Raw genomic sequence first — 24,097 nt, 5'->3', positions numbered from 1 at the left:
GGGCGCATGAGTGAACCCACCCGCCTGTCCTCGGACCTGTCCCGGCTCCAGCGCGAGACCGACAGCTTCCTCACCACCGTCGAGTCCCTCTCCGACGAGGAGCTGGCCGCGCCCTCGCTGTGCGGGGGCTGGACCCGCGCCCACGTCGTCGCCCACCTCGCCTCCAACGGCCGGGCCCTCGTCAGGCTCGTCGACTGGGCCGTCACGGGCGAGGAGCAGCGCCCCTACGCGTCCCCCGAGGCCCGCAACCGGGAGATCGACGAGTTCGCCGCCCTGCCCCGCGAGGAGCTGGTGCGCAGGGCCCGCGAGAGCGCGGCCTACTTCGCCGAGCAGTCCCGGCGGCTGGGCGGCGAGCTCGCCGTCGACGAGGTGCACATGCACGGCAAGCGGATCCCCGCCCCGGCCGTCGTGGCGCTGCGCAACTCGGAGATCGTCGTCCACCACCACGACCTCGACACGGGCTGGACCCTCGAGCGGGCCGAGCCCGACTCGCTGCTCGACGCCCTCGAGGCGGCGGTGCGCACCATGCGGGCCAAGGACGCCCCGGGCATGACGCTGGTGAGCGAGGAGGGCGACGAGTGGGTGGTCGGCGACGGCACCGCCCGGGTCCGTGCCGACCGCGCCGGTCTGCTCGCGTGGCTGGCGCGCGGGGAGACGGGGCGCGTCGCGGCGGACGGGCCGCTGCCGGTGCTGCCCTCCTGGTGAGGGCCGGTCCGGTGCGCAGCTGGTGGATGGCCGCGCTGGTCCTCGTCGCGGCGGGCGCCGCCGTCGTCGTGCGGCTCGTGCGCGGTGAGCCGGGGGAGGCCCTGGTCGCCGCTCTCGCCGGGATCCTGGCCGTGGTGCTGTTCTCACCGCTGGCCTTTCCGCGGCGCCCGGACCGGGACCACCCCGTGACCGTCTACTACCGGCCGGGCTGCCTGTACTGCCTGCGGCTGCGCGCGGCCCTGGGGGCCCGGGCGGGACGCGCCCGGTGGGTCGACATCTGGGCCGACCCCGAGGCCGCCGCCTACGTGCGCTCGGTCAACGGCGGCGACGAGACGGTGCCGACCGTCGTGGTCGACGGCGTCCCGCGGACCAACCCGGCACCCGCCCTGGTCCGCGGCGCCCTGCGCTGAGCCGCGGACCCGGGCGCAGCTCCTGGGCGGCGGCCACGGTGGGCTCGACCTCATGCAGACGAGGAGTCGGCGGGGTCACAGCGCACCGGGGTGCCGCCGGAGCGGCCCCGCAAGGTAGACTGTACGGTGGCCCGCTGTGCGGGCGCCCCCGCCCGGGTCCCTCCGGGTGCGCGGCGGCGCCCCGGCCGCACCCATCGGGAGGGCTGCACCTCCCCCCGCATCTCCACCCGAAGAGAGACCCACGCGTATGTCTGTAACCTCCACCACCGCCCAGCGCGCCGACCTCCGCAACGTGGCCATCGTGGCCCACGTCGACCACGGCAAGACCACCATCGTGGACGCGATGCTGCAGCAGACGCACGCGTTCTCTGCGCACGGTGAGGTCGAGGAGCGTGTGATGGACTCCGGTGACCTGGAGCGCGAGAAGGGGATCACGATCCTCGCCAAGAACACCACGGTGTTCTACGACGGGCCCTCCGCCGAGGGGGAGACCATCACCATCAACGTCATCGACACCCCCGGCCACGCCGACTTCGGCGGCGAGGTCGAGCGCGGCCTGTCCATGGTCGACGGCGTCGTGCTGCTCGTGGACGCCTCCGAGGGCCCGCTGCCCCAGACCCGCTTCGTGCTGCGCAAGGCGCTCGAGGCCAAGCTGCCCGTGATCCTCGTGGTCAACAAGGTGGACCGCCCCGACGCCCGGATCGAGGAGGTCGTGGGCGAGTCCATGGACCTGCTCCTGGGCCTGGCCTCGGACATCTCCGAGGACGAGCCGGACCTCGACCTCGACGCCGTCCTGGACGTGCCCGTCGTCTACGCCGCGGGCCGTGACGGCCGCGCCTCCCTCGACCAGCCGGCCAACGGCTCCCTGCCGGACAACGAGGACCTCGAGCCGCTGTTCAAGACGATCATCGAGCACGTCCCGGCGCCCTCCTACGACCCCGAGGGCGTCCTGCAGGCGCACGTGACCAACCTGGACGCCTCCCCGTTCCTCGGCCGCCTCGCCCTGCTGCGCATCTTCAACGGCACCCTGAAGAAGGGCCAGACCGTGGCCTGGGCCCGTGCGAACGGCGAGCTCAAGAACGTGCGGATCTCCGAGCTGCTGGCGACCAAGGGCCTGGACCGCGTGCCGGCCGAGTCCGCCGGCCCGGGCGAGATCGTGGCCGTGGCCGGGATCGAGGAGATCACCATCGGTGAGACCCTCACCGACCCGGAGAACCCGCAGCCCCTGCCCCTGATCACGGTGGACGACCCCGCGATCTCCATGACCATCGGGATCAACACGTCCCCGCTGGCCGGTCGCGTCAAGGGTGCGAAGGTCACCGCCCGCCAGGTCAAGGACCGCCTCGACAAGGAGCTCGTGGGCAACGTCTCGCTCAAGGTGCTCCCCACCCAGCGGCCCGACGCCTGGGAGGTGCAGGGCCGCGGCGAGCTGGCCCTGGCCATCCTCGTGGAGCAGATGCGCCGCGAGGGCTTCGAGCTGACCGCGGGCAAGCCCCAGGTAGTGACGAAGACCGTCGACGGCAAGGTGCACGAGCCCTACGAGCACATGACCATCGACGTGCCCGACGAGTTCCTCGGGGCCGTGACCCAGCTGATGGCCGGCCGCAAGGGCCGCATGGAGGCCATGGCCAACCACGGCACCGGCTGGGTGCGCATGGAGTTCAAGGTCCCCTCCCGCGGGCTCATCGGCTTCCGCACCAAGTTCCTCACCGAGACCCGCGGCGCCGGCATCGCCTCCTCCTACGCCGACGGCTACGAGCCGTGGGCTGGGGACATCGAGTACCGCACCAACGGCTCGATGATCGCCGACCGCGCCGGCGTGGTCACCCCGTTCGCCATGATCAACCTGCAGGAGCGCGGCTCCTTCTTCGTGGAGCCCACCTCCGAGGTCTACGAGGGCATGATCGTCGGCGAGAACTCCCGGGCCGACGACATGGACGTGAACATCACGAAGGAGAAGAAGCTCACCAACATGCGTGCGGCCTCCTCCGACACCTTCGAGAACCTCACGCCCCCGCGCAAGCTCACCCTCGAGGAGTCCCTCGAGTTCGCCCGCGAGGACGAGTGCGTGGAGGTCACCCCGGAGTCCATCCGGATCCGCAAGGTGGTCCTCGACGCCAACGAGCGGCTCAAGGCCAACCGGGCCCGGGCCCGCGCCTGAGCCCCGGACGCAGCAGGCGAGCGCAGCAGGCCCGGTCGTGACCCAGCCCGTCCCGTACTACCCCGAGCAGGGCGTCCTCGTGCGCGAGGACGCCCTGTCGGGCCTTCTGCCCGCCGGGCTGCGCCCGGAGGACGCCCGGCTGCTGTTCGTGCACGCCCACCCCGACGACGAGTCGATCGCCACGGGCGCCACCATGGGCCGGTACGCGGAGCTCGGCGCGCAGGTCGTGCTGCTCACCATGACCCGCGGTGAGCGCGGGGAGGTGATCCCCGAGTCCCTGCGCGCGCTGGAGGTCGGGCGCCCGGGGTGCACGGACGACGGGACGGCCCTGGGCCGCTACCGGGTCGGGGAGCTCGACGACGCCGCCGCCCGGCTGGGCGTGGCCGACCGCTTCTTCGCGGGCGAGCCCCCCGCCCTCGACCCCGCGGCGGGCTTCGCCGGCGGCGCGGGCCACTACCACGACTCCGGCATGTCCTGGGGCCCCGACGGCCGGGCGGCCCCGGCCGGGGACTCCTCGCCGCACAGCCTCACCGCGGCCTCCGCCGGCGAGGCCGCCGCGCACGTCGCCGCGGCCGTGCGCGCCGTCCGCCCGCACGTGCTCGTGACCTACGACGACGACGGGGGCTACGGCCACCCCGACCACGTCCGCACCGCCGAGGTCGCCGTGCGGGGCGCGGAGCTCGCCGCCCGCCCCGGCACGGACGCCGCGGGCGAGCCCGCCGAGCCCTGGCGCACGCCCCTGCTGTGGGCCGTCGAGGGGGAGGCACGGCCGGAGGACCCCCGGCCGCAGGCCGCGGTGCACGGCTCGGCCGAGCGCAAGCGGGCGGCCATGGCCGCCCACGCCACGCAGCTCGTGCTCGCCGCGGACGGTACGCGCTTCGCCCTGTCCAACGGGGTGTGGCAGCCCTTCAGCGCCCTGGAGACCTACCGGCTGGTCGCCGGGGACCCCGGCGCCGCCGCCGCGGAGGAGGAGCGCCCGGACACGGCCGCCCCCGCCTCGCTGCCCACGGCCCTGGTGACCTCCGTCGCCGCCGGTCTGGCCGGCGCGAGCGTGGCCACGGTCCTGCACGGCGCGATCTGGTACTCGCCCGCGGGCTGGTGGCTCCCGTGGGGGCTGCTCTTCGCCACGGCGCTGCTGCTGAGCGTGTCCCTGTGGACCGGCACCGCGACCCGCCGCGTGTGGGCGGCCGCCGTGCCGGGGCTGATCAGCTACCTCGTCTCCTGGGTCTTCGCCTACGGCGGGGACGGCTCCGTGATCGTCGTGACGAACCCGGGCACGGCCGTCGGGCTCGTGGGCCTCGCCTGGTTCGTCCTGGTCTTCGTGGTGACGATCCTCTCCGTGGTCGTCACGGGCCGCTGGGTGCGCGCCCGGCGGCGGGCGGACCGCACCGCCTGACCTCCCGCACCGCCCGGGCTCCCGGAGCGCCCGGGCGTTCAGCCGCGCCGCGGCGGCCGGCGCGGCGGGGCCGGCGGCACCACCCGGGCCGCCCGGACCGCCCCGGTGCCGATCAGCACGTCGCCGCGCCGGGTGCGCACCGTGACCGTCCCCTCCGCCAGGCCGACCAGCTCGCCCAGGGCGTCGGTGAGCGGCAGCCCGGAGGCGTCGTCGGCGGGAAGGGCGTAGCGCACGCTCACCCGCGTACCGGAGGGCAGGCCCGCGAGCAGGTCCAGGGCCGCGGACGACGGGACGGGCGAGGACGTTGAGCCGGATGTCGGTGGGACCATGGCTGTCATCGTAGCCAGGGCGGCGTGGCTAGACTGGTCGGAGCATTCCCAGCAGAAAGGTACGAAACGCCGTGACCTACGTCATCGCCCAGCCCTGTGTCGACGTCAAGGACAAGGCCTGCGTCGAGGAGTGTCCCGTCGACTGCATCTACGAGGGGGAGCGCTCGCTCTACATCCACCCCGACGAGTGCGTGGACTGCGGTGCCTGCGAGCCGGTCTGCCCCGTGGAGGCCATCTACTACGAGGACGACACCCCCGACGAGTGGGCCGACTACTACAAGGCCAACGTCGAGTTCTTCGACGACCTCGGCTCCCCGGGCGGAGCCGCCAAGCTCGGCAACACGCACACGGACCACCCGATGATCGCGGCCCTGCCCCCGCAGAACCAGGGCGCCCTGTGACGGAGACGGCCCGGTCCTTCGGCCTCGCCCTCCCGGACTACCCGTGGGACACGATGGCCCCGTACCGGGCCGTCGCCGCGGAGCACCCGGACGGGGTCGTGGACCTGTCCATCGGCACGCCCGTGGACCCCACTCCGCTGGTGGTCCAGGACGCGCTGGCTGCCGCGGCCGACGCCCACGGCTACCCCACCACCCACGGCACGCCCGCGCTGCGGGAGGCCGTCGTCGCCTGGTACGCCCGGCGGCGCGGTGTGCCGGGGCTGGACCCGGCCGCGGTGATGCCCACGGTCGGCTCCAAGGAGCTGGTCGCGTGGCTGCCGCTGCTGCTCGGGCTGCGGGCCGGGGACGTGCTCGTGCGCCCCACGGTGGCCTATCCCACCTACGACATCGGGGCCGAGCTCGCGGGCGCCGAGGCCGTGGCCGCCGACGACCTCGACGCGCTCGACGACGGGGTCCGCTCGCGGGTGCGGATGGTGTGGCTGAACTCGCCCGCCAACCCGACCGGCATCGTGCGCGACGCCGCGTCGCTGCGCCGGGTCGTCGACCAGGCCCGGGACCTCGGGGCCGTGGTCGTCTCCGACGAGTGCTACGCCGAGCTCGGCTGGGGCGCGTGGGACGTCCACCAGGGCGGCGCCCCGGTGCCCTCGGTGCTCGACCCCCGGGTCAGCGGCGGGGACACCTCCCTGCTGCTCTCCGCGTACTCGATGTCGAAGCAGTCCAACGCGGCCGGCTACCGCGCGGCGTTCCTGGCCGGGGACGCCCGGCTGATGGCCAACCTGGTCAACTCCCGCAAGCACGCGGGGATGATCGTGCCGGCACCCGTCCAGGAGGCCATGCGGGTCGCCCTGGGCGACGACGCCCACGTCCGGGCGCAGAAGGCGCTCTACCGCGCCCGGCGCGAACGGCTCGTGCCCGCGGTGGAGGCGTTCGGCCTGCGCGTGGAGCACTCCGAGGCCGGGCTCTACCTGTGGTGCACGGCCGGCGAGGACACCTGGACCACGGTGCAGCGCCTCGCCGAGCGGGGCGTGGTGGTGGGCCCCGGGGTGTTCTACGGGGCGGCCGGCGAGGGGCACGTGCGGCTCGCGCTCACCGCCACGGACGAGCGGATCGACGCCGCGGCGGAGCGGCTCGCCCGCGGCTGAGGCGCTCCGGCGCGCCGCCGGAATTGGTCCCGTCGCGGACCGAACAGGTAGGTTGGACCCTGACGATCGCTGTGTCCCGAGACACGCCCGTGCCGCGCCACCGGCGCCGCCCGGCAGGGCCGCAACGGACACCGAAATCCACTCGCGGAGGACGAAGAACATGACTGAGTCTGCACAGAAGACCGAGACCGCCCAGCTCGACTACGGCAACGGCGGCCGGCTCGAGCTGCCCGTCCAGGACGCCACCGAGGGCAACCGCGGGTACGCGATCACGAACATGCTCAAGGAGACCGGCAACGTCGTCTTCGACCCGGGGTTCATGAACACCGCCAACGCGCGCTCGGCCGTGACCTACATCGACGGCAACAACGGGATCCTCCGCTACCGGGGCTATCCGATCGAGGAGCTCGCCCAGCACTCGACCTTCATCGAGACCGCCTACCTCCTGATCTACGGCGAGCTCCCCACCCCGACCCAGCTCGAGGACTTCGACACCCGCATCCGCCGCCACACCATGGTCCACGAGGACCTGAAGAGCTTCTTCAACGGCTTCCCGCGCAACGCGCACCCCATGCCCGTGCTCTCCTCGGCGGTCTCGGCGCTGTCCACGTTCTACGCGGACTCCCTCGACCCGTTCGACGAGGAGCAGGTGGAGATCTCCACCATCCGGCTGCTGGCCAAGGTCCCCACCCTGGCCGCGTACGCCTTCAAGAAGTCCAAGGGCGAGCCGATGCTCTACCCCCAGAACGACCTCAACTACACGGAGAACTTCCTCCGCATGTGCTTCGGCGTGCCCGCCGAGGACTACGAGATCGACCCGACGATGGCCAAGGCCCTCGACGTGCTCCTGATGCTGCACGCCGACCACGAGCAGAACTGCTCCACCTCCACCGTCCGGCTCGTGGGCTCCTCCCACGCCAACATGTTCGCCTCCGTCTCCGCGGGCATCAACGCCCTCTACGGCCCGCTGCACGGCGGGGCGAACGAGGCCGTCCTGGCCATGCTCAACCGGATCCAGCAGGAGGGCACCTCGCCCGAGGACTACATGGACCAGGTCAAGAACAAGGAGTCGGGCGCCCGGCTCATGGGCTTCGGCCACCGCGTGTACAAGAACTACGATCCCCGGGCGCGCATCGTCAAGGACTACGCCCACGACATCCTCGAGAAGCTCGGCGGCAACGACGAGCAGCTCGAGATCGCGATGCGCCTCGAGGAGAAGGCCCTCGCCGACGACTACTTCGTGGAGCGCAAGCTGTACCCGAACGTCGACTTCTACACGGGCCTGATCTACAAGGCCATGGGCTTCCCGGAGAAGATGTTCACCGTCCTGTTCGCCATCGGCCGGCTCCCCGGCTGGGTCGCGCAGTGGCGCGAGATGATCGAGGACCCGGAGACGAAGATCGGCCGTCCGCGCCAGCTCTACGTGGGCGAGGGCGAGCGGCACTACCCGCAGGGCTGAGCCGCCCCTCCCCCGCGCCGCCGACGGCCGGGCCCGTCCCCCTCGGGGCGCGGGCCCGGCCGTTCCGCTCCGCCGCCCCCGCCGGTAGCGTGGGGGCATGAGCGAGCAGCGGCACACCCCGGACCGGATCACCGAGCTGGGCCCGGACGAGGTCTTCGTCTTCGGCTCCAACGCCCGCGGCGCCCACCTGGCCGGTGCGGCGCGCACCGCGGTCGAGCACTTCGGAGCGGTCCCGGGGCAGGGGCACGGACTGCAGGGGCGGTCCTACGCCGTCGACAGCATGAGCGGGTTCCCCGTGCTGGAGCGGGAGGCGGCCGCGTTCGTGGACTTCGCCCGCGCCCACCCGGAGCTGACGTTCTGGCTCACCCGGGTGGGCACGGGCATCGCCGGCCACGACGAGCGCCGGGTGGCCGCGCTGTTCGCGGACGCACCGCCCAACGTGGTCCGGCCCCGGGGCTGGTGAGCCGCTCGGCGGTCGGGGGCCCTCAGGCCCCCGCGTAGCCCTCGGGGTTGTTCCGCTGCCAGTTCCAGTGGTCGCGGCACATCGTGTCGATGTCCCGCTCGGCCGACCAGCCGAGCTCGGCCAGGGCCGCCGAGGGGTCGGCGTAGGAGACGGCGGCGTCGCCCGGGCGCCGGTCCACGACCTCGTAGGGGATGCTGCGCCCGGACGCCCGCTCGAAGGCGGCGTGCACCTCGAGCACCGAGTAGCCGTTGCCCGTGCCCAGGTTCCAGGTGTGCACCCCGCCGTGCCGGGCGAGGTGGTCCAGGGCCTTCAGATGGCCGTCGGCGAGGTCCACCACGTGGATGTAGTCGCGCACCCCGGTGCCGTCGGCGGTGGGGTAGTCGTCACCGAACACGCGCAGCTTCTCGCGCCGGCCCACGGCCACCTGGGCGATGAACGGGAGCAGGTTGTTCGGCACCCCGGTGGGGTCCTCGCCGATCCGGCCGGACTCGTGGGCGCCCACGGGGTTGAAGTAGCGCAGCAGGGCCACGCTCCACCCCGGGTCCGACGCGGCGAGGTCCACGAGCATGTCCTCGATGTGCTCCTTGGTCCGGCCGTACGGGTTCTGCGCGTCCATGGACTGCTTCTCGGTCAGCGGCATCTCCTCCGGGGCGCCGTAGACCGTGGCGGAGGAGGAGAAGACGATGGAGCGGCAGCCGTGGGCCTCCATGGCGTGCAGGAGGTTGAGGGTGCCGGTCACGTTGGTGCTGTAGTACCACAGCGGCTTCTCGGCCGACTCGCCCACGGCCTTGAGCCCGGCGAAGTGGATCACCGCCTCGGGCCGGTGCTCCGCGAACAGGGCGTCGAGCCCGGCGGGGTCCAGCAGGTCCACCTCGGCGAACGCTGCCGCCGGACGCCCCGCGAGCTCCTCGACGCGCTCCAGCGAGCTCCGGGAGGAGTTCGCGAGGTTGTCCATCACGACGACCTCGTGGCCCGCCTCGAGCAGGGCGAGGACGGTGTGCGAGCCGATGTAGCCGGTTCCTCCGGTGACGAGAATCTTCATGCGACCAGCGTATCGGCCGCGCCGCGGTGGGAGCCTCAGCGGCTCGCGAGGACCACCACGACGTCCTCCGCCGGCGGGGGCCCGTCCGGGTGCGCCTCGGTGCTCTCCACCCAGCCCGGGGCGGGGGCGAAGCGGGTGGTCCGCTGGTCCGCCCGCACCCAGCTGCGCCCGGCGTGGGAGACCTCCACGACGCCCAGCTGCTCGGCGTGGGCGACCGCCCAGTGGGCCACCGCCCAGCCCGTGGGCGTCCCGGGGGCGGGCAGGACGACCCGGTCGGCCTCGGTGCGCGCGGCGGGGGCCGCGGTGCCGAACGCCGCGCCGAGCGCGTCGGCCACCCGGGCAGGGTCCCCGGGCTGCTCGGGGTCGGCGAGCACGCAGTTCAGGGAGGCCTCGGTGCGCCCGGTCAGGCTCCCCGCGAAGGCCCGGGCCATGCCCTCGTGCTTGGCGTAGGCGTCCGGGTGCGCCGAGCGCTGGACCGCCTGGGCTGCCTCGGTCACGGACATCGACGAGAGGTCGACCTCGGCGAGGCGGTCGTAGAAGACCTCGGTGGCGTACGCCGGGTCCATGATCTGCTCGACCGTCCCCCAGCCCTGGGACGGGCGCTGCTGGAACAGGCCCACGGAGTCCCGGTCCCCGTAGTCGATGTTGACCAGCTGGGACTCCTGCATCGCGGTGGCCAGGGCGACGACGGCCGCCTCGGTGCCGGTGCCGCGCCGGACGGACTCCGCGGTGATCAGTGCCGCGTTGGCCGCCTGCTCGGAGGACAGGGTGTGCCGCCGGCGCTGCTCGTCCGCGTCCGTGGTGGAGACCACGCACCGGGGCTCGCCCGCCGAGGGCCGGCCGGCGCGCAGCTCGACGACCACGAGGGCCCCGGCGGCGAGCACGGCGCAGACCAGCAGCAGGACGAACAGGGACAGCCGGGCCGTCCTGGTGCGGCGGCCGGAGGCGGGGGAGGACACGGGCGCTCCTGGGCGGGAGGGGCGGGGGGTGGGACGGGCGACGCCGCGGGGCGCGGCCCCGCGGCGTCGTCGGATGCGGAGGACCCGCGGGATCAGTTGGCGTGCAGCGCTGCGTTGAGCTCCACGGTCCCGCCGGCGCGCGGCAGCACCTCGACGGCGCCGGTGAGCGAGTTGCGGCGGAACAGCAGGTTGGAGACGCCCGAGAGTTCCGAGGCCTTGGCCGTGGACTGCTCCCCGTCGGCGAGCACGCTCACCCGCGTGCCGGCGGTGACGTACAGGCCGGCCTCGACCACGCAGTCGTCGCCGAGGGAGATGCCCACACCGGAGTTCGCCCCGAGCAGCACGCGCTCGCCCACGGTGATCCGCTCCTTGCCGCCGCCGGAGAGGGTGCCCATGATGGACGCGCCGCCGCCGACGTCGGTGGCGTCGCCGACGACCACGCCGGCGCTGATCCGGCCCTCGACCATCGACTGGCCGAGCGTGCCGGCGTTGAAGTTCACGAAGCCCTCGTGCATCACGGTGGTGCCGGCCGCCAGGTGGGCGCCGAGCCGGATCCGGTTGGCGTCGCCGATCCGCACGCCCGAGGGGACCACGTAGTCGACCATGCGCGGGAACTTGTCGACGCTGTGCACCGTCACGTGCCCGCCGGTGGCCTTCATCCGCAGCAGGGCGAGGGTGAGCTCCTCGGCGAGCACGGGCCCGCGGTCGGTCCAGGCGACGTTGGCGAGCAGCCCGAAGACCCCGTCGAGGTTCAGGGTGTTGGGGCGCACGAGGCGGTGGGAGAGCAGGTGCAGGCGCAGGTACGCGTCGGCGGCGTCGGCGGGGGCGGCGTCCAGGTCGACGACCGTCTCGACGATCTCGCTGCGGACGTTGCGGTCCGGGTCGGCGGTGGCCGCGAGCCGCAGGTCGGCGTCGAGGGAGGTGTCGACCGCGTCGGAGAGGGACGGGGCCGGGTACCAGACGTCGAGGACGGTGCCCTCCTGGGGGCCGGAGGCCACGACGGTGGCCAGGCCGAGACCGGAGGCGGGACGAGAGGTGGAAGAAGTCATGGCGTCCATCCTACTGGGGCGGCGGGGCCCGGCCGATCCGGCGCCGGGGCCCCGCCGCTATGCTGGCAGCCATGATCGCACCCGAGCTGGACCTCGCCGCGGACCCCGCCGACCTCACGGCCGCCCTCATCGACCTGGAGTCCGTCTCGGGCGCCGAGGGGCCGATCGCCGACGCCGTCGAGGCCGCGCTGCGCCGCTCGCCGCACCTGACCGTGCACCGGGACGGGGACGCCGTGGTCGCCCGCACCGACCTGGGCCGGGGGGAGCGCGTGGTGCTCGCCGGCCACCTCGACACCGTGCCCCTGCCCACCGCGCCCGGCTCCCGCGGGACCGTGCCGTCGTCCTGGGCCGAGGTCGACGGCCGCCGAGTGCTCTACGGCCGCGGGGCCACCGACATGAAGGGCGGTGTGGCCGTCCAGCTCGTCCTCGCGGCCGCCCTGACCGCGCCGAACCGGGACGTCAGCTACGTCTTCTACGACCACGAGGAGGTCGACGCCGCGGCCAGCGGCCTGGCCCGCCTGCAGCGCAACGCCCCGGAGCTGCTCGAGGCGGACTTCGCGGTGCTGCTCGAGCCCACGGACGGGACGGTGGAGGGCGGGTGCAACGGCACGATGCGCTTCCGGATCACCACCACGGGCCGGGCCGCCCACTCGGGGCGGTCCTGGATCGGGGAGAACGCCATCCACAAGCAGGCCGACGTCCTGGCCCGCCTGGCCGCCTACGCGCCCCGGACGGTCACCGTGGAGGGCCTCGACTACCGCGAGGGGCTCAACGCGATCCGGATCGGCGGCGGCGTGGCGGGCAACGTCGTCCCGGACACCGCGAGCGTGGAGGTCAACTACCGCTTCGCCCCGGACAAGACCCCGGACGAGGCTGTCGCCCACGTCCGGGAGGTCTTCGCCGGATACGAGCTCGAGCTCACGGACCTCTCGCCGGCGGCCCGGCCCGGTCTCGACCGCCCGGCCGCGGCGGCGTTCGTGGCCGCCGTGGGACAGGAGCCGAAGCCGAAGTACGGCTGGACCGACGTGGCCCGCTTCTCGCAGATGGGCGTGCCCGCGGTGAACTTCGGTCCCGGCGACGCCCTGCTCGCCCACACCGACGACGAGCACGTGAGCGCCGACGCCGTCCGGGAGTGCCACCGGGCGCTGGCCGCCTGGCTCACGGACTGAGCGGGCTCGGACCGCGGCCTCCTCAGACCTTGGCCTCCTCGGCGGCCAGGGGACCCTCGGCCGGCTTGGTCGGCCCGCTCGTGCGGAAGCTGAGGTACCCGGACAGCCAGGCGGCCAGCGCCGTGAGCAGGTAGTTGATGAGCACGAACACCAGGGCGACCAGCAGCAGCACCTGCAGGATGTTGCCGTCCCCCGCCCCGAGGCGGCGGCCGCTCGCGAGCAGCTCCGGGTAGGTGATGATGTAGCCCAGCGCCGTGTCCTTAAGGATGACCACGAACTGGCTGACCAGCGAGGGCAGCATGGCCGTCAGCGCCTGCGGGAGCTCGATCATGCGCAGGGACCGCGACGGCGTGAGACCGATGACCAGCCCGGCCTCCCGCTGCCCCTTGGGCAGCTGGTGGACGCCGGAGCGGATCAGCTCGGCGATCACGGCCCCGTTGTAGAACATCAGCCCGAGCACCACTGCCCAGAAGGGCGCGCTGGTCGGCTCCACCAGGTCGCTGCGCCCGAGGGCCAGGTAGAAGAAGATCATCATGATCAGCACGGGCACGGCCCGGAAGAACTCGACCACCACGGTCGAGACCCACCGGACCGGACCGAGCTGGGAGAGCCGGCCCAGCCCGAAGAGCAGGCCGAAGCCGATGGAGAGCACCACGGCCAGCAGCGCGGCCCGGACGGTGTCCCACAGGCCCGGGAGCAGGAAGTTCTCCCACGTGCGGGCGGTGAACAGCGGGGCCCACTTCGCGGCCTCGAGCTGGCCCTGCTCGGCGAGCTTGCCCAGCACCACCCAGGCGAGGGCCGCCGCGAGCAGGACGCCGACCACGTTGAGCACCGCGCTCACCCGCCGGCCGCGGGGTCCCTGGATGTCGAAGAGGACGTTCTGGGTCTTGGCCATCAGCGCTTCACCGCCAGTTTCTTGGAGGCCCAGGTGGTGAGCAGGCCCACCGGGACCACGATGAGGACGAAGCCGAGGGCCACGACCAGGAAGATCGCGATCATCACGTCCGGGCGGAACTCGATCATGGTCTTCATGAGCGAGGCGATCTCGGCCACCGACGCGGCCGCGGCCACCGTCGTGTTCTTCGTCAGGGCGATCAGGGTGTTGCCGAGCGGCGTGATGGCTCCGCGCAGCGCCTGCGGGAAGATGACCAGCCGTGCCGCGGGGAGGAAGGACAGCCCGATCGCCCGGGCGGCCTCGGCCTGGCCGGCCGGCACCGTGTTGACCCCGGAGCGGATCGCCTCGCAGACGAAGGCCGCGTGGTAGAGGCTCAGCCCGACGACCGCCCAGTTGAAGAAGTTCTGGTTGAAGTCTGCGGACAGGCTGATGGTCAGCTGGCTCCACACCCCCAGGACGAGGAAGGCCAGGATGATCGTCAGCGGCGTGTTGCGGAACAGGTTCACGTACCCGGTGCCCAGCAGCCGCAGGGACGCGATGGGGGAGATGCGCATCAGGGCGACCAGCGCACCGAGGACGGCCGAGCCGATGGCGGCCCAGAAGGCCAGCTGGAGATTGACCCAGAAGGCGGCCAGGACGTCGTACTGCTCGAACAGGCTGGCGAAGTCGGTCAGGTAGTCGCTCACGGGAGCTCCCGGAGCTCGGGCTGGTGCTGGGTCACGCGGGAACCCTTCGTCGTGGATCGGTCGGTGTGCTGCCGGGACGGGAGCCCGTGGCCGGCCGGGCGGCGGCCGGCCACGGGCTCATACGTCCGTCGTCACTCGCCGCAGGGCTCCATCTCCGGCGGGTTGAGCTCCTCGTTGTACGAGTAGTCGGCCCCCTGCGTGTTGGCGGTGACCGCCTCCTCCCAGGCGCCCTCCTCGATCATCTTGGTGATGGCCTCGTTGACGGCCTCGCACTGGTCGGAGCCCTGGGGCAGGCCCACGCCGTAGCGCTCCTCCGAGAAGGTGTTGCCGACCACCTTGAACTTGCCCTGGTTGGCCTCGGTCGAGGCCAGGCCCGCGAGGATGATGTCGTCCGTGGTCACGGCGTCCACCTGGCCGGACTCCAGGAACGTCACGCACTCGGCGTAGCCGCCCTGCTCGACGAGGTTCACGCCGGGGTGGTCGTCCTTGACCTTCTGGGCGGAGGTCGAGCCCGTGACCGAGCACAGGTTCTTGCCCTCGAGGTCGGCGGGACCCTGGATGCTGTCGTCGTCGGCGCGGACCAGCAGGTCCTGGCCGGCCACGAAGTACGGGCCGGCGAAGTCCACGGTCTGGTCGCGCTCGTCGGTGATCGAGTAGGTCGCGAAGATCATGTCCACCTGCTCGTTCGCAAGCATGTTCTCCCGGTTCGCGGACGGGGACTCGACCCACTCGATCTGGTCCTCCGAGTAGCCGAGCTCGTTGGCGACGTAGGTCGCGACGTCGACGTCGAAGCCGGTGTACTCGGCGCCGTCCCGGAAGCCGAGGCCCGGCTGGTCGTACTTGATGCCGATCCGGACGTTCTCCCCGGACCCGCCGGTCTCACCGCCGCCGCCGGTCTCGCCTCCTCCACCGCCGCACGCGGTGAGGGTCAGGGCCGCGGCCGCGGCCATCGCGGCCAGTCCGAGAGGCTTGGTGTTGCGCATGGTGTGCTCCTTGCAGTCGAGGTGATGGCGTTCGGTCGGAGGGGCGGTCGGGGGCTCAGTGGCCGAGGATCTTGCCCAGGAAGTCCTGGGCCCGCTCGGAGCGCGGGTTCGTGAAGAACTCCTCGGGGGTGTTCTCCTCGACGATCTGCCCGTCGGCCATGAACACGACGCGGTCGGCGGCCTTGCGGGCGAAGCCCATCTCGTGGGTCACCACGATCATCGTCATGCCCTGCTTCGCGAGGGCGACCATGGTGTCGAGGACCTCGTTGATCATCTCGGGGTCGAGGGCGGAGGTGGGCTCGTCGAAGAGCATGACCTTCGGCTCCATGGCCAGGGCGCGGGCGATCGCCACGCGCTGCTGCTGGCCGCCGGAGAGCTGGGCCGGCAGCTTCTCGGCCTGGTTCGCCACGCCGACGCGGGTCAGCAGCTCCATGGCCTGCTTCTTCGCCTCGCCCGCCGACTTGCCGCGGACCTTGACGGGCCCCAGGGTCACGTTCTGCAGGACCGACTTGTGGGCGAAGAGGTTGAAGGACTGGAAGACCATGCCCACGTCCGCGCGCAGCTTCGCGAGGGCCTTGCCCTCCTCGGGCAGCCGCTTGCCGTCGATGAGGATCTCGCCGTCGTCGATGCTCTCGAGCCGGTTGATGGCGCGGCACAGGGTCGACTTCCCGGAGCCGGACGGCCCGATCACGACGACGACCTCCCCGCGCCGCACCTCCAGGTCGATGTCCTTGAGCACGTGGAGGTCTCCGAAGTGCTTGTTGACGCGCGACATGCGGACCAGGGCCTCGCCCGTGCCCGGCGCGGAGGAGGACGGTGCGGCGGCCGGCGGAGTGGCGTGTGACATACCGGAAAGATATCCCAGATTCGTCGCGTGTGATGGCGAACACGTTGCGATCGTGTTAATCGCGTACCGATCCGTAGCAATGTTTCGCCGGCGGTCGGGAACGCAGCTGCCGGGTTCCCCGGCGCGCGGCGCATAGCCTTGGTCCCATGACCGAACTCCTCGTCGTCCTCACCGGCCTGGTGCTGCTGCTGACCGTCGTGGGCGTCGTCCTGCTCGGCCGCGACCGGCTCTCCGGCCGGGTCGTGCCCGCCCGGGACGGGATCGTCGTGGAGCGGGCGCCCGGCGCCCCGCTCGTGCTGCCCGAGCGGATGACGCGGGAGGACGTGGAGCGGCTCGCCTTCTCCGTCCGGCGCCGCGGCTACGACCCCGGGGAGGTCCACGCCGTGCTCGACCGCCTCGCCCGGCAGCTGCCGTCCGACGGGTCCGGGCCCGGCCCGGAGAGGGGAGCGTGAGCTCCCGCCTGGCCGCCGCCCCGTGGTGGGCCCAGGCGGCGCTCGTCTGGGCGGCCTCCCGGGTGTGGGCGTGGGCCGTGTTCAGCACGGTGGGGCGGCAGCAGGGACCCGGTCCGTGGGGGGACGGCGCCCTCGGCTACCTCGCGTTCACCGGCATCTGGGACGCGGACTGGTACGAGCGGATCGCCCGGGAGGGCTACCCGGCGTCCCTGCCGCGGGACGAGGCCGGGCGCGTCCAGGAGAACGCCTGGGCGTTCTACCCGGTCTTCCCGCTGGCCGTCCGGGCGGTGGCGGGGCTCACCGGGACGGGCTGGGACGTGACCGCCTCGGTGCTGTCCCTGGCGGCGGGCTTCGCCGCCGCCCTGCTCGTCCACCGGCTCTTCCTCCGGTTCGCCGAGCCGGGCACCGCCCTGTGGGGACTGGCGTTCGTGGCGTTCAACCCGGTGGCCCCGGTGCTGCAGGTGCCCTACGCGGAGTCGCTGCACCTGGCCCTGCTCGCCGGGGCCCTGCTGCTCGTGGCCCGGGGGCGGCACCTCGCGGCGGCGCCGGTGGTGCTCGTCATGTGCCTGACCCGCCCGGCGGGGGTGCCCTTCGCCGCGGCCCTCGGGATCACGTGGCTGGTGCGGACCGTGCGCCGGCACCGGGCCGGGCGGCTGCGCCGCGCCGTCGACGCGTTCGACGGGCTGTTCGCCCTCGCGGTGTTCTCCTGCACGGCGGCCCTGGCCTGGCCGGCGATCGCCTGGTGGGTCACGGGGGAGCCGACGGCCTACACCGAGACGGAGACGGTGTGGCGGGGCGGGGGACTCGTGCCCGTGCGCCCGTGGTTCGACGCCGGGACGGACCTCTTCGGTCCCGTGGCGGGGCTCGCCGCCCCGGTGCTGCTGGTGGCCGGGGGCGCCGCGCTGCTGCGCGCCCGGGTGGTGCGCGAGCGGCTGGACCTGCTCACGCGCGTGTGGCTGGCGAGCTACGCCGTCTACCTGCTGCTGTTCCTGAACCCCCAGACCAGCACCTTCCGGCTGCTGCTGCCGCTGTTCCCGCTGGCCCTGCCGCTGGCCGCGCTCTCGGACTCGCGCGCCTACCGGGTCGCGTGCGTGCTCTCCGGCGCCGTGCTCCAGCTGGTCTGGGTGGGCTGGCTGTGGCACTGGAAGCAGCTGCCCGGCGGGGGGGACTACCCGCCGTGAGCCGCGGCGGGACGCGCCGACGCGTCCTGCCGCGGCCCGGCCCTGTCCGGGTCCACCGCAACGGCTCGGATAGGATGGGGACAACACCAACTGAGGAAGAGGAGTTCCCACATGGCGGCCATGAAGCCGAGAACCGGTGACGGACCGATGGAGGTCACCAAGGAGGGGCGCAGCCTCATCATGCGGGTGCCGCTCGAGGGCGGCGGGCGGCTCGTGGTCGAGCTCAAGCCGGGCGAGGCCGCCGAGCTCAAGGAGTGCCTCGCCGGCGTGACCGAGTGACGTCCGGCCGGCGACGGGCAGGGGCCCGGCACCAGGTGGTGCCGGGCCCCTGCCCGTCGCGGGTGGACCCCGGCCCGGCCGTGGACCGGTGCACGCCGGTGCGGTGCTGACCCGCGGGGCGGGGAACGGCCCGGGCGGGCCGCTCAGCGGCGGACGGCCAGCAGCAGGCCCGAGCCGGTGGTGAGCAGGGCGGTGCTGAAGCGCTCGTCCTCCCGGAAGAGCCGGTGCACGGCCCGCATGGTGCGGGTGTTCTCCTCGCGGTTGGCCGGCTGGGCCACCTTGTCCTGGTGCAGGGCGTCGTTGACCAGCAGCATCCCGCCCGGGCGCAGCAGCCGCACCGCCTCCTCGGCATAGTCGAGGGTCCCCTCGGAGTCCGCGTCCAGGAACACGAGGTCGTAGTTGCCGGCGCTGAGCCGGGGCATCACGAGGGACGCTCGGCCGGGGATGGTGCGGGTCCGGCTCGTCGGCACCCCGGCCTCCCGGAACGTGTCCCGGGCCGCGCGCAGAGCCCGGATGTCGGTGTCGATGGTGGTCAGCACGGACGCGGGCGGCAGCCCGCGCAGCAGCGCGAGCCCGGAGACCCCGGCCCCCGTGCCCACCTCCACGACGGTGGCGGGCCGCGCCGACGCGGCGAGCACCGTCAGGGCGGCGGCCGTGCCCGGGGTGACCGGGGGGATGCGCAGGGCGAGGGAGCGCTCCCGGGCGCGGTAGGCGAGCTCGTCCTCGACGGCGAACGCCTCGGCGTACGACCAGCTCGTCGTCTTGTCCGCGCCCATGTTCCGCCCTTCGTCGCTGTAGTGGATGCGCGTCATCCTACCGGCTGGGCTCCTTCGCCCGGCCATCGTCCAGTGCGCGCCCAGCTTGCCCGCCGATCATGGGAGGGAACCGGACCCCGTGCCCGCCCGCCGGGTCCGGCCCGGTACCAGTACGCCCACGGCCCCACGAGGAGGACCGATGCCCCGCCCGGACCGCGCCCGACCGGCCCGTCCCCGCAGCAGCGCGGTGCCCGTGGCTGCGGCGACCGTCAGCGCGGTGCTCACCCTGCTCCTCGGCTCCGGGTATGCGGTCGGGCGCACGGTCGTGGCGGAGGCCGCGGCCGCCCCGGAGCAGAGCCCGGTCTCCTCGTGGCACGGCACCGGCGGGGTCCTGCACGCGGACGAGGCGTCCGCGGACCGGTGGCGCGCGCAGGGGTGGACGCTGCCCACGCTCGCCGCGGACGGCTACCGGCTGATCTCCATGGCCCGCGACACCCGTTCCGGGCGCCCGATCGTCGCGGTCCGGCTCCAGCGCGGCGAGGAGGTCGTGCTCGTGGTCGAGCAGCGCGGCGGGATCGACCGGGAGAACCCCATGGACGGGATCACCGGGCTGCCCGTGAGCGCCGAGGGCCTGCAGCCGTCCGCGGTCGAGGGCGTCCCGCTGTGGGTGGACGCCGGGCCGCCGTGGCGGGTGGTGCTGGTCGGCGAGGACGTGGTCTACACCGTCACCGGGGACAGCGGCCCGTCCGCCATGGTCCGCACCGTCAACCACGTCGTGGCCGACGAGCGCAGCCGCGTGGTCGAGCCCGCCGCGGACGACCCCGGCGTCGCCGGGACGGTGGCCCTCGGCCTGCGCGAGATCTTCGACTGACCGGGCCGGGCTCCTCCGACTGGTAAAATTTCTCACTGTGCTCGGCATCAACGGCGGCGAAGCGATCATCCTGGTGCTCCTGGCCCTGTTCATCATCGGGCCGGAGCGGCTGCCGGAGTACGCCGAAAAGCTCAAGGAGCTCGTCAAGGCCGCCAAGCGCTACGCCACCGGCGCCACGGAGGAGCTCAAGGAGACGCTGGGCCCCGAGATCGCCGACGTCGACTGGCGCAAGCTCGACCCCCGTCAGTACGACCCCCGCACCATCGTGCGCCAGGCCCTGCTCGAGGACGACGAGCCGGCCCGGCCCGCCGCCCAGCGGCCCGTGCTCACCCGGCTCGCGCCCGGGGAGCGCGCCCCCTTCGACACCGAGGCCACCTGAGCCGTCCGGCCGGGCGCCCGTTCAGCGGGGCCCGAGGCCGAGCGGCCGGCCGGCCAGCCCGAGCGGGCGGGCGCCCAGCGCACCGGCCATCGAGCGCAGCGCGACCGCCGCGGGCGATGCCGGGGCCGACCACACCACCGGCCGGCCCGTGTCCCCGCCCTCGCGCAGCGCGACGTCGAGGGGCACGCCCCCGAGCAGCGGCACGTCGTAGCCGAGCCGCCGGGTCAGCGAGTCCGCGATCCGGGCGCCCCCGCCGGCGCCGAAGAGCTCGAGCACGCTGCCGTCGGGCATGGGCATGCCCGCCATGTTCTCGATCACCCCCGCCACCGGCTGCCCCGTCTGCACCGCCAGCGCGCCCGAGCGCTCGGCGACCTCGATCGCGGCCTGCTGGGGGGTGGAGACGACCAGCACCTCGGCCCGGGGCAGCAGCTGTGCCACGGAGATGGCGACGTCGCCGGTGCCCGGCGGGAGGTCGAGGAAGAGGTGGTCCAGGTCCCCGAAGTGCACGTCCGTGAGGAACTGCTCGACGGCGCGGTGCAGCATCGGCCCCCGCCAGGCCACCGGCTGGTCGGGGTCCACGAACATCCCGATCGAGATGACCTTGAGCACCCCGGCGCGGCCGGTGTCCTCCCGGGCGCCCTCGGGGACCTCCACCACCGGCGGCAGGATCATGTCCCCCACCTGGGTGGGGGCCCGGTCGATGCCCAGCAGGCCCGGGACGGAGAAGCCGTGGACGTCGGCGTCCACGATCCCCACGGACCGGCCCCGGGCGGCCAGGGCGGCGGCGAGGTTCACCGTGACGGTCGACTTGCCGACCCCGCCCTTGCCGCTGGTCACGGCGTGCACCCGGGTCAGGGAGGACGGGTCGTTGAAGGGCACGGTCCGGGTGTGGCCCACCCGCTCCTTGAGCGCGGTGCGCTGCTCGGCCGTCATCACCCCGATCTCCACGCCCACCGAGCGCACCCCGGCCACGGTCCCCACCGCCTCCCGGACGTCCTGCTCGATGGTCGAGCGCAGGGGGCAGCCGCTGATCGTCAGCAGCACGTGCACCGCGGCGTGGCCGGCGTCGTCGAGCGCGGCGGAGCGGATCATGCCCAGTTCCGTCACCGGACGACGCAGCTCGGGGTCGAGCACGCGGTCGAGCGCGGCGCGCAGGGCCGGGTGCAGGGCCTCGGGGGCCAGGGCGTCGTCGGGACGGGGGTCAGACACGGGGGATCCCTCTGGTCTCGGGGGTGGTGGTGCGCTCGGGGTTCCGGTTCCTGCGGCGGGCGCCCTTCCTCGGGTACGCCCCGGCCTCGGCGGTGTCCGGGGACTCGTCCTGCGCCTCGAGGATCTCCTCGAGCACCGAGCGCAGCTCGGAGCGCACGAAGTCGCGGGTGGCGACCTCGCGCAGCGCGATCCGCAGCGAGGCGATCTCCCGGGTCAGGTACTCGGTGTCGGCGAGGTTCTGCTGCGCGCGGCGGCGGTCCTCGTCCTGGGTGACGCGGTCCCGGTCGTCCTGCCGGTTCTGCGCCAGCAGCAGCAGCGGCGCGGCGTAGGACGCCTGCAGCGAGAGCATCAGCGTCAGCAGCGTGAAGTTCAGGGCCCTGGAGTCGAACTGCAGCTCCCGCGGGGCCAGGGTGTTCCAGCCCAGCCACAGCGCCACGAACACCGTCATCCAGAACAGGAACTGGGGCGTGCCCATGAAGCGGGCGAAGCCCTCCGTCCACTTGCCGAACGCGTCCGGGTTCGGCCGGAACCGGTCCAGCAGCCCCGGGCGGTGCTCCCGGGGCTGGTCCAGGGCGTTGACGCGGGCGCGCCGGGCCTCCCGCTCACTCATATCTCTTGCCCACCTTCCGGATCGGGGTGCCGTCGTCGGCCGTGCGCCAGTCGTCGGGCAACAGCGCGTCGAGGACGTCGTCGATGGTGATCGCCCCGACCACCCGGTCGTGGTCGTTGACCACGGGGATGATGGTGAGGTCGTAGGTCGCGAGCTCGCGCGCCACGTCCTGCACGGAGGCGAGGTCGGAGACGGGCTCGAGCGAGCGGTCGATGAGGTTGCCGACCGCCTCCGGCGGAGCGTAGCGCAGCAGCTTCTGCGTGTGCACCATGCCCAGGTACTTGCCGGTGGGCGTCTCCAGCGGAGGCCGGCAGACGATCACGGCCGCCGCCACGGCCGGGCTGAGCTCCTCCTGCCGGATGTGCGCGAGCGCCTCGGCCACGGTGGCCTCCGGGGGCAGGATGATCGGGACCGGCGTCATGAGCGAGCCGGCGGTGCCCTCCTCGTACTCCAGCAGCCGGCGCACGTCCTCCGCGTCGCCGGGCTGCATGAGCTCGAGCAGGTGCTCCGCCTCGGCGTCGGGCAGCGCGTTGAGCAGGTCGGCGGCGTCGTCGGGCTCCATCTCCTCCAGCACGGTGGCCGCGCGCTCGCGATCCATGCTGGTGAGGATGTAGACCTGGTCCTCCTCCGGCAGCTCCTGCAGGACGTCGGCGAGCCGGTCGTCCTGCAGCTCGTGGGCGATCTCGATCATCCGCTTCGCGTTCATGTCGTGGATCTCGTCGGCGAGGTCGGCGGGCGGCTCCTCCTCGTGGGAGGCGACCCACTGGGTGGCCGGCTGGTGGCCCGCGGCGGAAGGGTCGCCGGCGTCCTCCCAGTCGATGATCAGGGTCTCGTTGCGCCGGCGCATGAGGCCCCCGCCGGTGCCGGTGCGGCGGACGAAGAGCTGGGTGATCAGCCAGTCCCCGGTGTTGCGCTTGCGCTCCATGGCCATGTCCTCGACCGTGGCCGGGCCGGAGCCGTCGCGCAGCACCACGGTGCGGTCGAACAGCTCGCCGACGACGAGGGTCTCCGCGCCCCGCTGCTCGAAGCGGCGCAGGTTCACGAGCCCGGTGCTGATGATCTTGTCCGCGTCGATGCTGGTCACCCGGGTCATGGGCACGAACACGCGCTTCTTGCCGAGCACCTCCACCACGAGCCCGACCGCGAGGGGCCGGGGGGACGAGCGCCCGTACCGGGAGCTGCCCCGCATGAGCACGACGACGTCGCGCAGCCGCCCCAGACGGTCCCCCAGCGGGTCGAACACGTCCAGGCCGATCAGGCGCGCGATGAAGATCTTGTCGATGTTGCTGCTCACCGTACAAGACTACCCATCGGGTCCGCCCGGGCCGATCCGGCCGGGGAGGGCCCGGACGAGGGCGGCCATGGGGGAGAATGGTGCCATGAGCTCGCCACGGTCCCTGTCCCCCGCCAGCCCCGCCGTCCGCGGTCTGCCCCGCGGGGAGGTGATCGGCCGCTACGGCACCTACGCCGACGCGCAGAAGGCCGTGGACCACCTCGCGGACGAGCAGTTCGAGGTGGACCGGATCGCGATCGTCGGCAACGACCTGAAGTCCGTGGAGCAGGTGACCGGCCGGCTCAGCTACCCGAAGGTCGCGGGCCAGGGCGCGCTCAACGGCATGGTCTTCGGCGCCTTCCTCGGGATGATCCTCTCCCTGCTGGGCGGCGGCGAGTGGGTGTCCGCCCTGCTCGTCTCGGTGCTCATGGGCGGGGCGTTCTGGATGCTCCTGGCCACCGTGACCTACGCGATGCAGCGCGGGAAGCGGGACTTCACCTCGACGAACCAGATCGTCGCGACCTCCTACGACGTCGTGGCGGCCCCCGAGGTGGCCCAGCGCGCCCAGCAGGTGCTGCAGGGCCTGCGCGGGCTGCAGAGCCTGCCGCGCGCCGCCGGTCCCGCGGCCGGCCGGCCGCAGGGCCCGCCCCAGGCCCCCGGCCCGGGACCGGGGCAGGCGTCGCACGGCGCCCCGTGGCAGCGGCCGCCCCACGGCGCCCCGGCGGGCCAGGCTCCCGGGCCCCAGGGCCCGGGACCGCAGGGCTCCGGGGGACCCGCTCCCGGACCGCAGCAGGGGGAGCAGGCGCTCGGGCGTCCCCCCGGCTTCGAGGACCTGCCGGACGGCCGGCCCCAGTACGGCATCCGGCTTCCGGCCGGCGAACCGGCCGACCGCGGCGCGGACGGCGGCACGGACCGCGGCACCGGCCCGGGTCCCGGCCGGGGCGAGCCGCCCGCCGGCGGGAGCACGTCGGCCGACGCGTCCCGCTGACGGG

Annotated in this window: 27 protein-coding genes; 15 read left to right on the top strand and 12 right to left on the bottom strand. The window is 73.5% G+C overall.

What is annotated here, in order from left to right:
- Positions 1-6: 6 nt before the first annotated feature.
- The 4 genes from RE027_RS02135 (at position 7) to RE027_RS02120 (ending at position 4,672) form a co-directional block, all read left to right on the top strand.
- Positions 7-705, top strand: coding sequence for a maleylpyruvate isomerase family mycothiol-dependent enzyme (locus tag RE027_RS02135; protein ID WP_368806576.1), 699 nt, complete (start codon positions 7-9; stop codon positions 703-705).
- Between the two features lie 11 nt (positions 706-716).
- Complete coding sequence (locus RE027_RS02130; protein ID WP_368806575.1) at positions 717-1,115, top strand: glutaredoxin domain-containing protein; 399 nt, start codon at positions 717-719, stop codon at positions 1,113-1,115.
- 247 nt (positions 1,116-1,362) lie between these two features.
- Entirely contained in the window at positions 1,363-3,276 is a 1,914-nt protein-coding gene (typA, locus tag RE027_RS02125) for a translational GTPase TypA (RefSeq protein WP_368806574.1), read from the top strand.
- Positions 3,277-3,313: 37 nt separating this feature from the next.
- A complete protein-coding gene (locus RE027_RS02120) occupies positions 3,314-4,672 on the top strand; it encodes a PIG-L family deacetylase (RefSeq protein WP_368806573.1) in 1,359 nt (452 codons plus the stop codon).
- Between the two features lie 38 nt (positions 4,673-4,710).
- On the opposite strand, the gene RE027_RS02115 is transcribed toward RE027_RS02120, so the two are convergent.
- Positions 4,711-5,001 (bottom strand): putative acetyltransferase, encoded by a 291-nt coding sequence (locus tag RE027_RS02115; RefSeq protein WP_368806572.1) that lies wholly within the window; start codon positions 4,999-5,001, stop codon positions 4,711-4,713.
- 71 nt (positions 5,002-5,072) lie between these two features.
- On the opposite strand from RE027_RS02115, the gene fdxA reads away from it, so the two are divergent.
- The 4 genes from fdxA to RE027_RS02095 all read left to right on the top strand — a co-directional run bounded on the left by fdxA (position 5,073) and on the right by RE027_RS02095 (position 8,466).
- Positions 5,073-5,402, top strand: coding sequence for a ferredoxin (gene fdxA / locus RE027_RS02110; RefSeq protein WP_368806571.1), 330 nt, complete (start codon positions 5,073-5,075; stop codon positions 5,400-5,402).
- Positions 5,399-6,544, top strand: a complete 1,146-nt coding sequence (gene dapC / locus RE027_RS02105) for a succinyldiaminopimelate transaminase (RefSeq protein WP_368806570.1) — start codon at positions 5,399-5,401, stop codon at positions 6,542-6,544. Before fdxA ends, dapC begins: the two co-directional genes overlap by 4 nt.
- 160 nt (positions 6,545-6,704) lie before the next feature.
- Positions 6,705-8,003 carry a citrate synthase gene (locus tag RE027_RS02100; protein WP_368806569.1) on the top strand — a complete coding sequence of 433 codons (1,299 nt, stop codon included), beginning with the start codon at positions 6,705-6,707 and terminating at the stop codon, positions 8,001-8,003.
- Positions 8,004-8,100: 97 nt separating this feature from the next.
- The gene (locus RE027_RS02095) at positions 8,101-8,466 is read left to right on the top strand and encodes an A1S_2505 family phage non-structural protein (RefSeq protein WP_368806568.1); all 366 of its coding nucleotides are present in this window, start codon (positions 8,101-8,103) and stop codon (positions 8,464-8,466) included.
- A gap of 22 nt (positions 8,467-8,488) precedes the next feature.
- Here the strand turns inward: RE027_RS02095 and galE are convergent, their stop codons facing one another.
- The 3 genes from galE to dapD form a co-directional block, all read right to left on the bottom strand.
- A complete protein-coding gene (galE, locus tag RE027_RS02090) occupies positions 8,489-9,508 on the bottom strand; it encodes a UDP-glucose 4-epimerase GalE (protein ID WP_368806567.1) in 1,020 nt (339 codons plus the stop codon).
- A 35-nt stretch (positions 9,509-9,543) separates the two neighbouring features.
- On the bottom strand, positions 9,544-10,467 hold the full coding sequence (locus RE027_RS02085; protein WP_368806566.1) for a hypothetical protein: 924 nt from the start codon (positions 10,465-10,467) through the stop codon (positions 9,544-9,546).
- A gap of 92 nt (positions 10,468-10,559) precedes the next feature.
- Complete coding sequence (gene dapD, locus RE027_RS02080) at positions 10,560-11,525, bottom strand: 2,3,4,5-tetrahydropyridine-2,6-dicarboxylate N-succinyltransferase (RefSeq protein WP_368806565.1); 966 nt, start codon at positions 11,523-11,525, stop codon at positions 10,560-10,562.
- A gap of 50 nt (positions 11,526-11,575) precedes the next feature.
- Here dapD and dapE point away from each other — a divergent pair, with 50 nt between their 5' ends.
- Positions 11,576-12,685 carry a succinyl-diaminopimelate desuccinylase gene (gene dapE / locus RE027_RS02075; RefSeq protein WP_368806564.1) on the top strand — a complete coding sequence of 370 codons (1,110 nt, stop codon included), beginning with the start codon at positions 11,576-11,578 and terminating at the stop codon, positions 12,683-12,685.
- Positions 12,686-12,707: 22 nt separating this feature from the next.
- Here the strand turns inward: dapE and RE027_RS02070 are convergent, their stop codons facing one another.
- The 4 genes from RE027_RS02070 to RE027_RS02055 form a co-directional block, all read right to left on the bottom strand.
- Positions 12,708-13,580 carry an amino acid ABC transporter permease gene (locus RE027_RS02070; RefSeq protein ID WP_368806563.1) on the bottom strand — a complete coding sequence of 291 codons (873 nt, stop codon included), beginning with the start codon at positions 13,578-13,580 and terminating at the stop codon, positions 12,708-12,710.
- Positions 13,580-14,266, bottom strand: a complete 687-nt coding sequence (locus RE027_RS02065) for an amino acid ABC transporter permease (protein WP_368806562.1) — start codon at positions 14,264-14,266, stop codon at positions 13,580-13,582. Before RE027_RS02065 ends, RE027_RS02070 begins: the two co-directional genes overlap by 1 nt.
- Before the next feature lie 131 nt (positions 14,267-14,397).
- Positions 14,398-15,249, bottom strand: a complete 852-nt coding sequence (locus tag RE027_RS02060) for a glutamate ABC transporter substrate-binding protein (RefSeq protein WP_368806561.1) — start codon at positions 15,247-15,249, stop codon at positions 14,398-14,400.
- 55 nt (positions 15,250-15,304) lie between these two features.
- The gene (locus RE027_RS02055) at positions 15,305-16,024 is read right to left on the bottom strand and encodes an amino acid ABC transporter ATP-binding protein (protein WP_387919340.1); all 720 of its coding nucleotides are present in this window, start codon (positions 16,022-16,024) and stop codon (positions 15,305-15,307) included.
- Positions 16,025-16,242: 218 nt separating this feature from the next.
- Here RE027_RS02055 and RE027_RS02050 point away from each other — a divergent pair, with 218 nt between their 5' ends.
- The 3 genes from RE027_RS02050 to RE027_RS02040 all read left to right on the top strand — a co-directional run bounded on the left by RE027_RS02050 (position 16,243) and on the right by RE027_RS02040 (position 18,008).
- Positions 16,243-16,548: a DivIVA domain-containing protein gene (locus RE027_RS02050; RefSeq protein WP_368806560.1), complete on the top strand. Its 306-nt coding sequence runs from the start codon at positions 16,243-16,245 to the stop codon at positions 16,546-16,548.
- Positions 16,545-17,729 carry a hypothetical protein gene (locus tag RE027_RS02045; protein ID WP_368806559.1) on the top strand — a complete coding sequence of 395 codons (1,185 nt, stop codon included), beginning with the start codon at positions 16,545-16,547 and terminating at the stop codon, positions 17,727-17,729. The genes RE027_RS02050 and RE027_RS02045 overlap by 4 nt, the downstream gene beginning before the upstream one ends.
- A gap of 111 nt (positions 17,730-17,840) precedes the next feature.
- Positions 17,841-18,008 (top strand): DUF3117 domain-containing protein, encoded by a 168-nt coding sequence (locus tag RE027_RS02040; protein ID WP_075872508.1) that lies wholly within the window; start codon positions 17,841-17,843, stop codon positions 18,006-18,008.
- A 143-nt stretch (positions 18,009-18,151) separates the two neighbouring features.
- Here the strand turns inward: RE027_RS02040 and RE027_RS02035 are convergent, their stop codons facing one another.
- Entirely contained in the window at positions 18,152-18,784 is a 633-nt protein-coding gene (locus RE027_RS02035; protein ID WP_368806615.1) for an O-methyltransferase, read from the bottom strand.
- Positions 18,785-18,962: 178 nt separating this feature from the next.
- Here RE027_RS02035 and RE027_RS02030 point away from each other — a divergent pair, with 178 nt between their 5' ends.
- Entirely contained in the window at positions 18,963-19,634 is a 672-nt protein-coding gene (locus tag RE027_RS02030) for a hypothetical protein (protein WP_368806557.1), read from the top strand.
- Between the two features lie 37 nt (positions 19,635-19,671).
- The gene (locus tag RE027_RS02025) at positions 19,672-20,013 is read left to right on the top strand and encodes a twin-arginine translocase TatA/TatE family subunit (RefSeq protein ID WP_368806556.1); all 342 of its coding nucleotides are present in this window, start codon (positions 19,672-19,674) and stop codon (positions 20,011-20,013) included.
- A gap of 21 nt (positions 20,014-20,034) precedes the next feature.
- On the opposite strand, the gene RE027_RS02020 is transcribed toward RE027_RS02025, so the two are convergent.
- Genes RE027_RS02020 through RE027_RS02010 form a run of 3 tightly spaced genes read right to left on the bottom strand, consistent with a single transcriptional unit; the run spans position 20,035 to position 23,126 of the window.
- Positions 20,035-21,222 carry an Mrp/NBP35 family ATP-binding protein gene (locus RE027_RS02020; RefSeq protein WP_368806555.1) on the bottom strand — a complete coding sequence of 396 codons (1,188 nt, stop codon included), beginning with the start codon at positions 21,220-21,222 and terminating at the stop codon, positions 20,035-20,037.
- A complete protein-coding gene (locus RE027_RS02015; RefSeq protein ID WP_368806554.1) occupies positions 21,215-21,832 on the bottom strand; it encodes a DUF1003 domain-containing protein in 618 nt (205 codons plus the stop codon). The genes RE027_RS02020 and RE027_RS02015 overlap by 8 nt, the downstream gene beginning before the upstream one ends.
- Entirely contained in the window at positions 21,825-23,126 is a 1,302-nt protein-coding gene (locus tag RE027_RS02010) for a magnesium transporter MgtE N-terminal domain-containing protein (protein ID WP_368806553.1), read from the bottom strand. Before RE027_RS02010 ends, RE027_RS02015 begins: the two co-directional genes overlap by 8 nt.
- 85 nt (positions 23,127-23,211) lie before the next feature.
- Between RE027_RS02010 and RE027_RS02005 the strand changes: the two genes are divergently transcribed.
- Entirely contained in the window at positions 23,212-24,093 is an 882-nt protein-coding gene (locus tag RE027_RS02005; RefSeq protein WP_368806552.1) for a YflT domain-containing protein, read from the top strand.
- The last annotated feature ends 4 nt before the right edge of the window (positions 24,094-24,097 follow it).

Origin of the sequence: Kocuria sabuli (genome assembly GCF_040981185.1) — a bacterium.
GTDB classification, from domain to species: Bacteria; Actinomycetota; Actinomycetes; order Actinomycetales; family Micrococcaceae; genus Kocuria; species Kocuria sabuli.
This window is presented reverse-complemented; position numbering and strand designations above follow the sequence as displayed.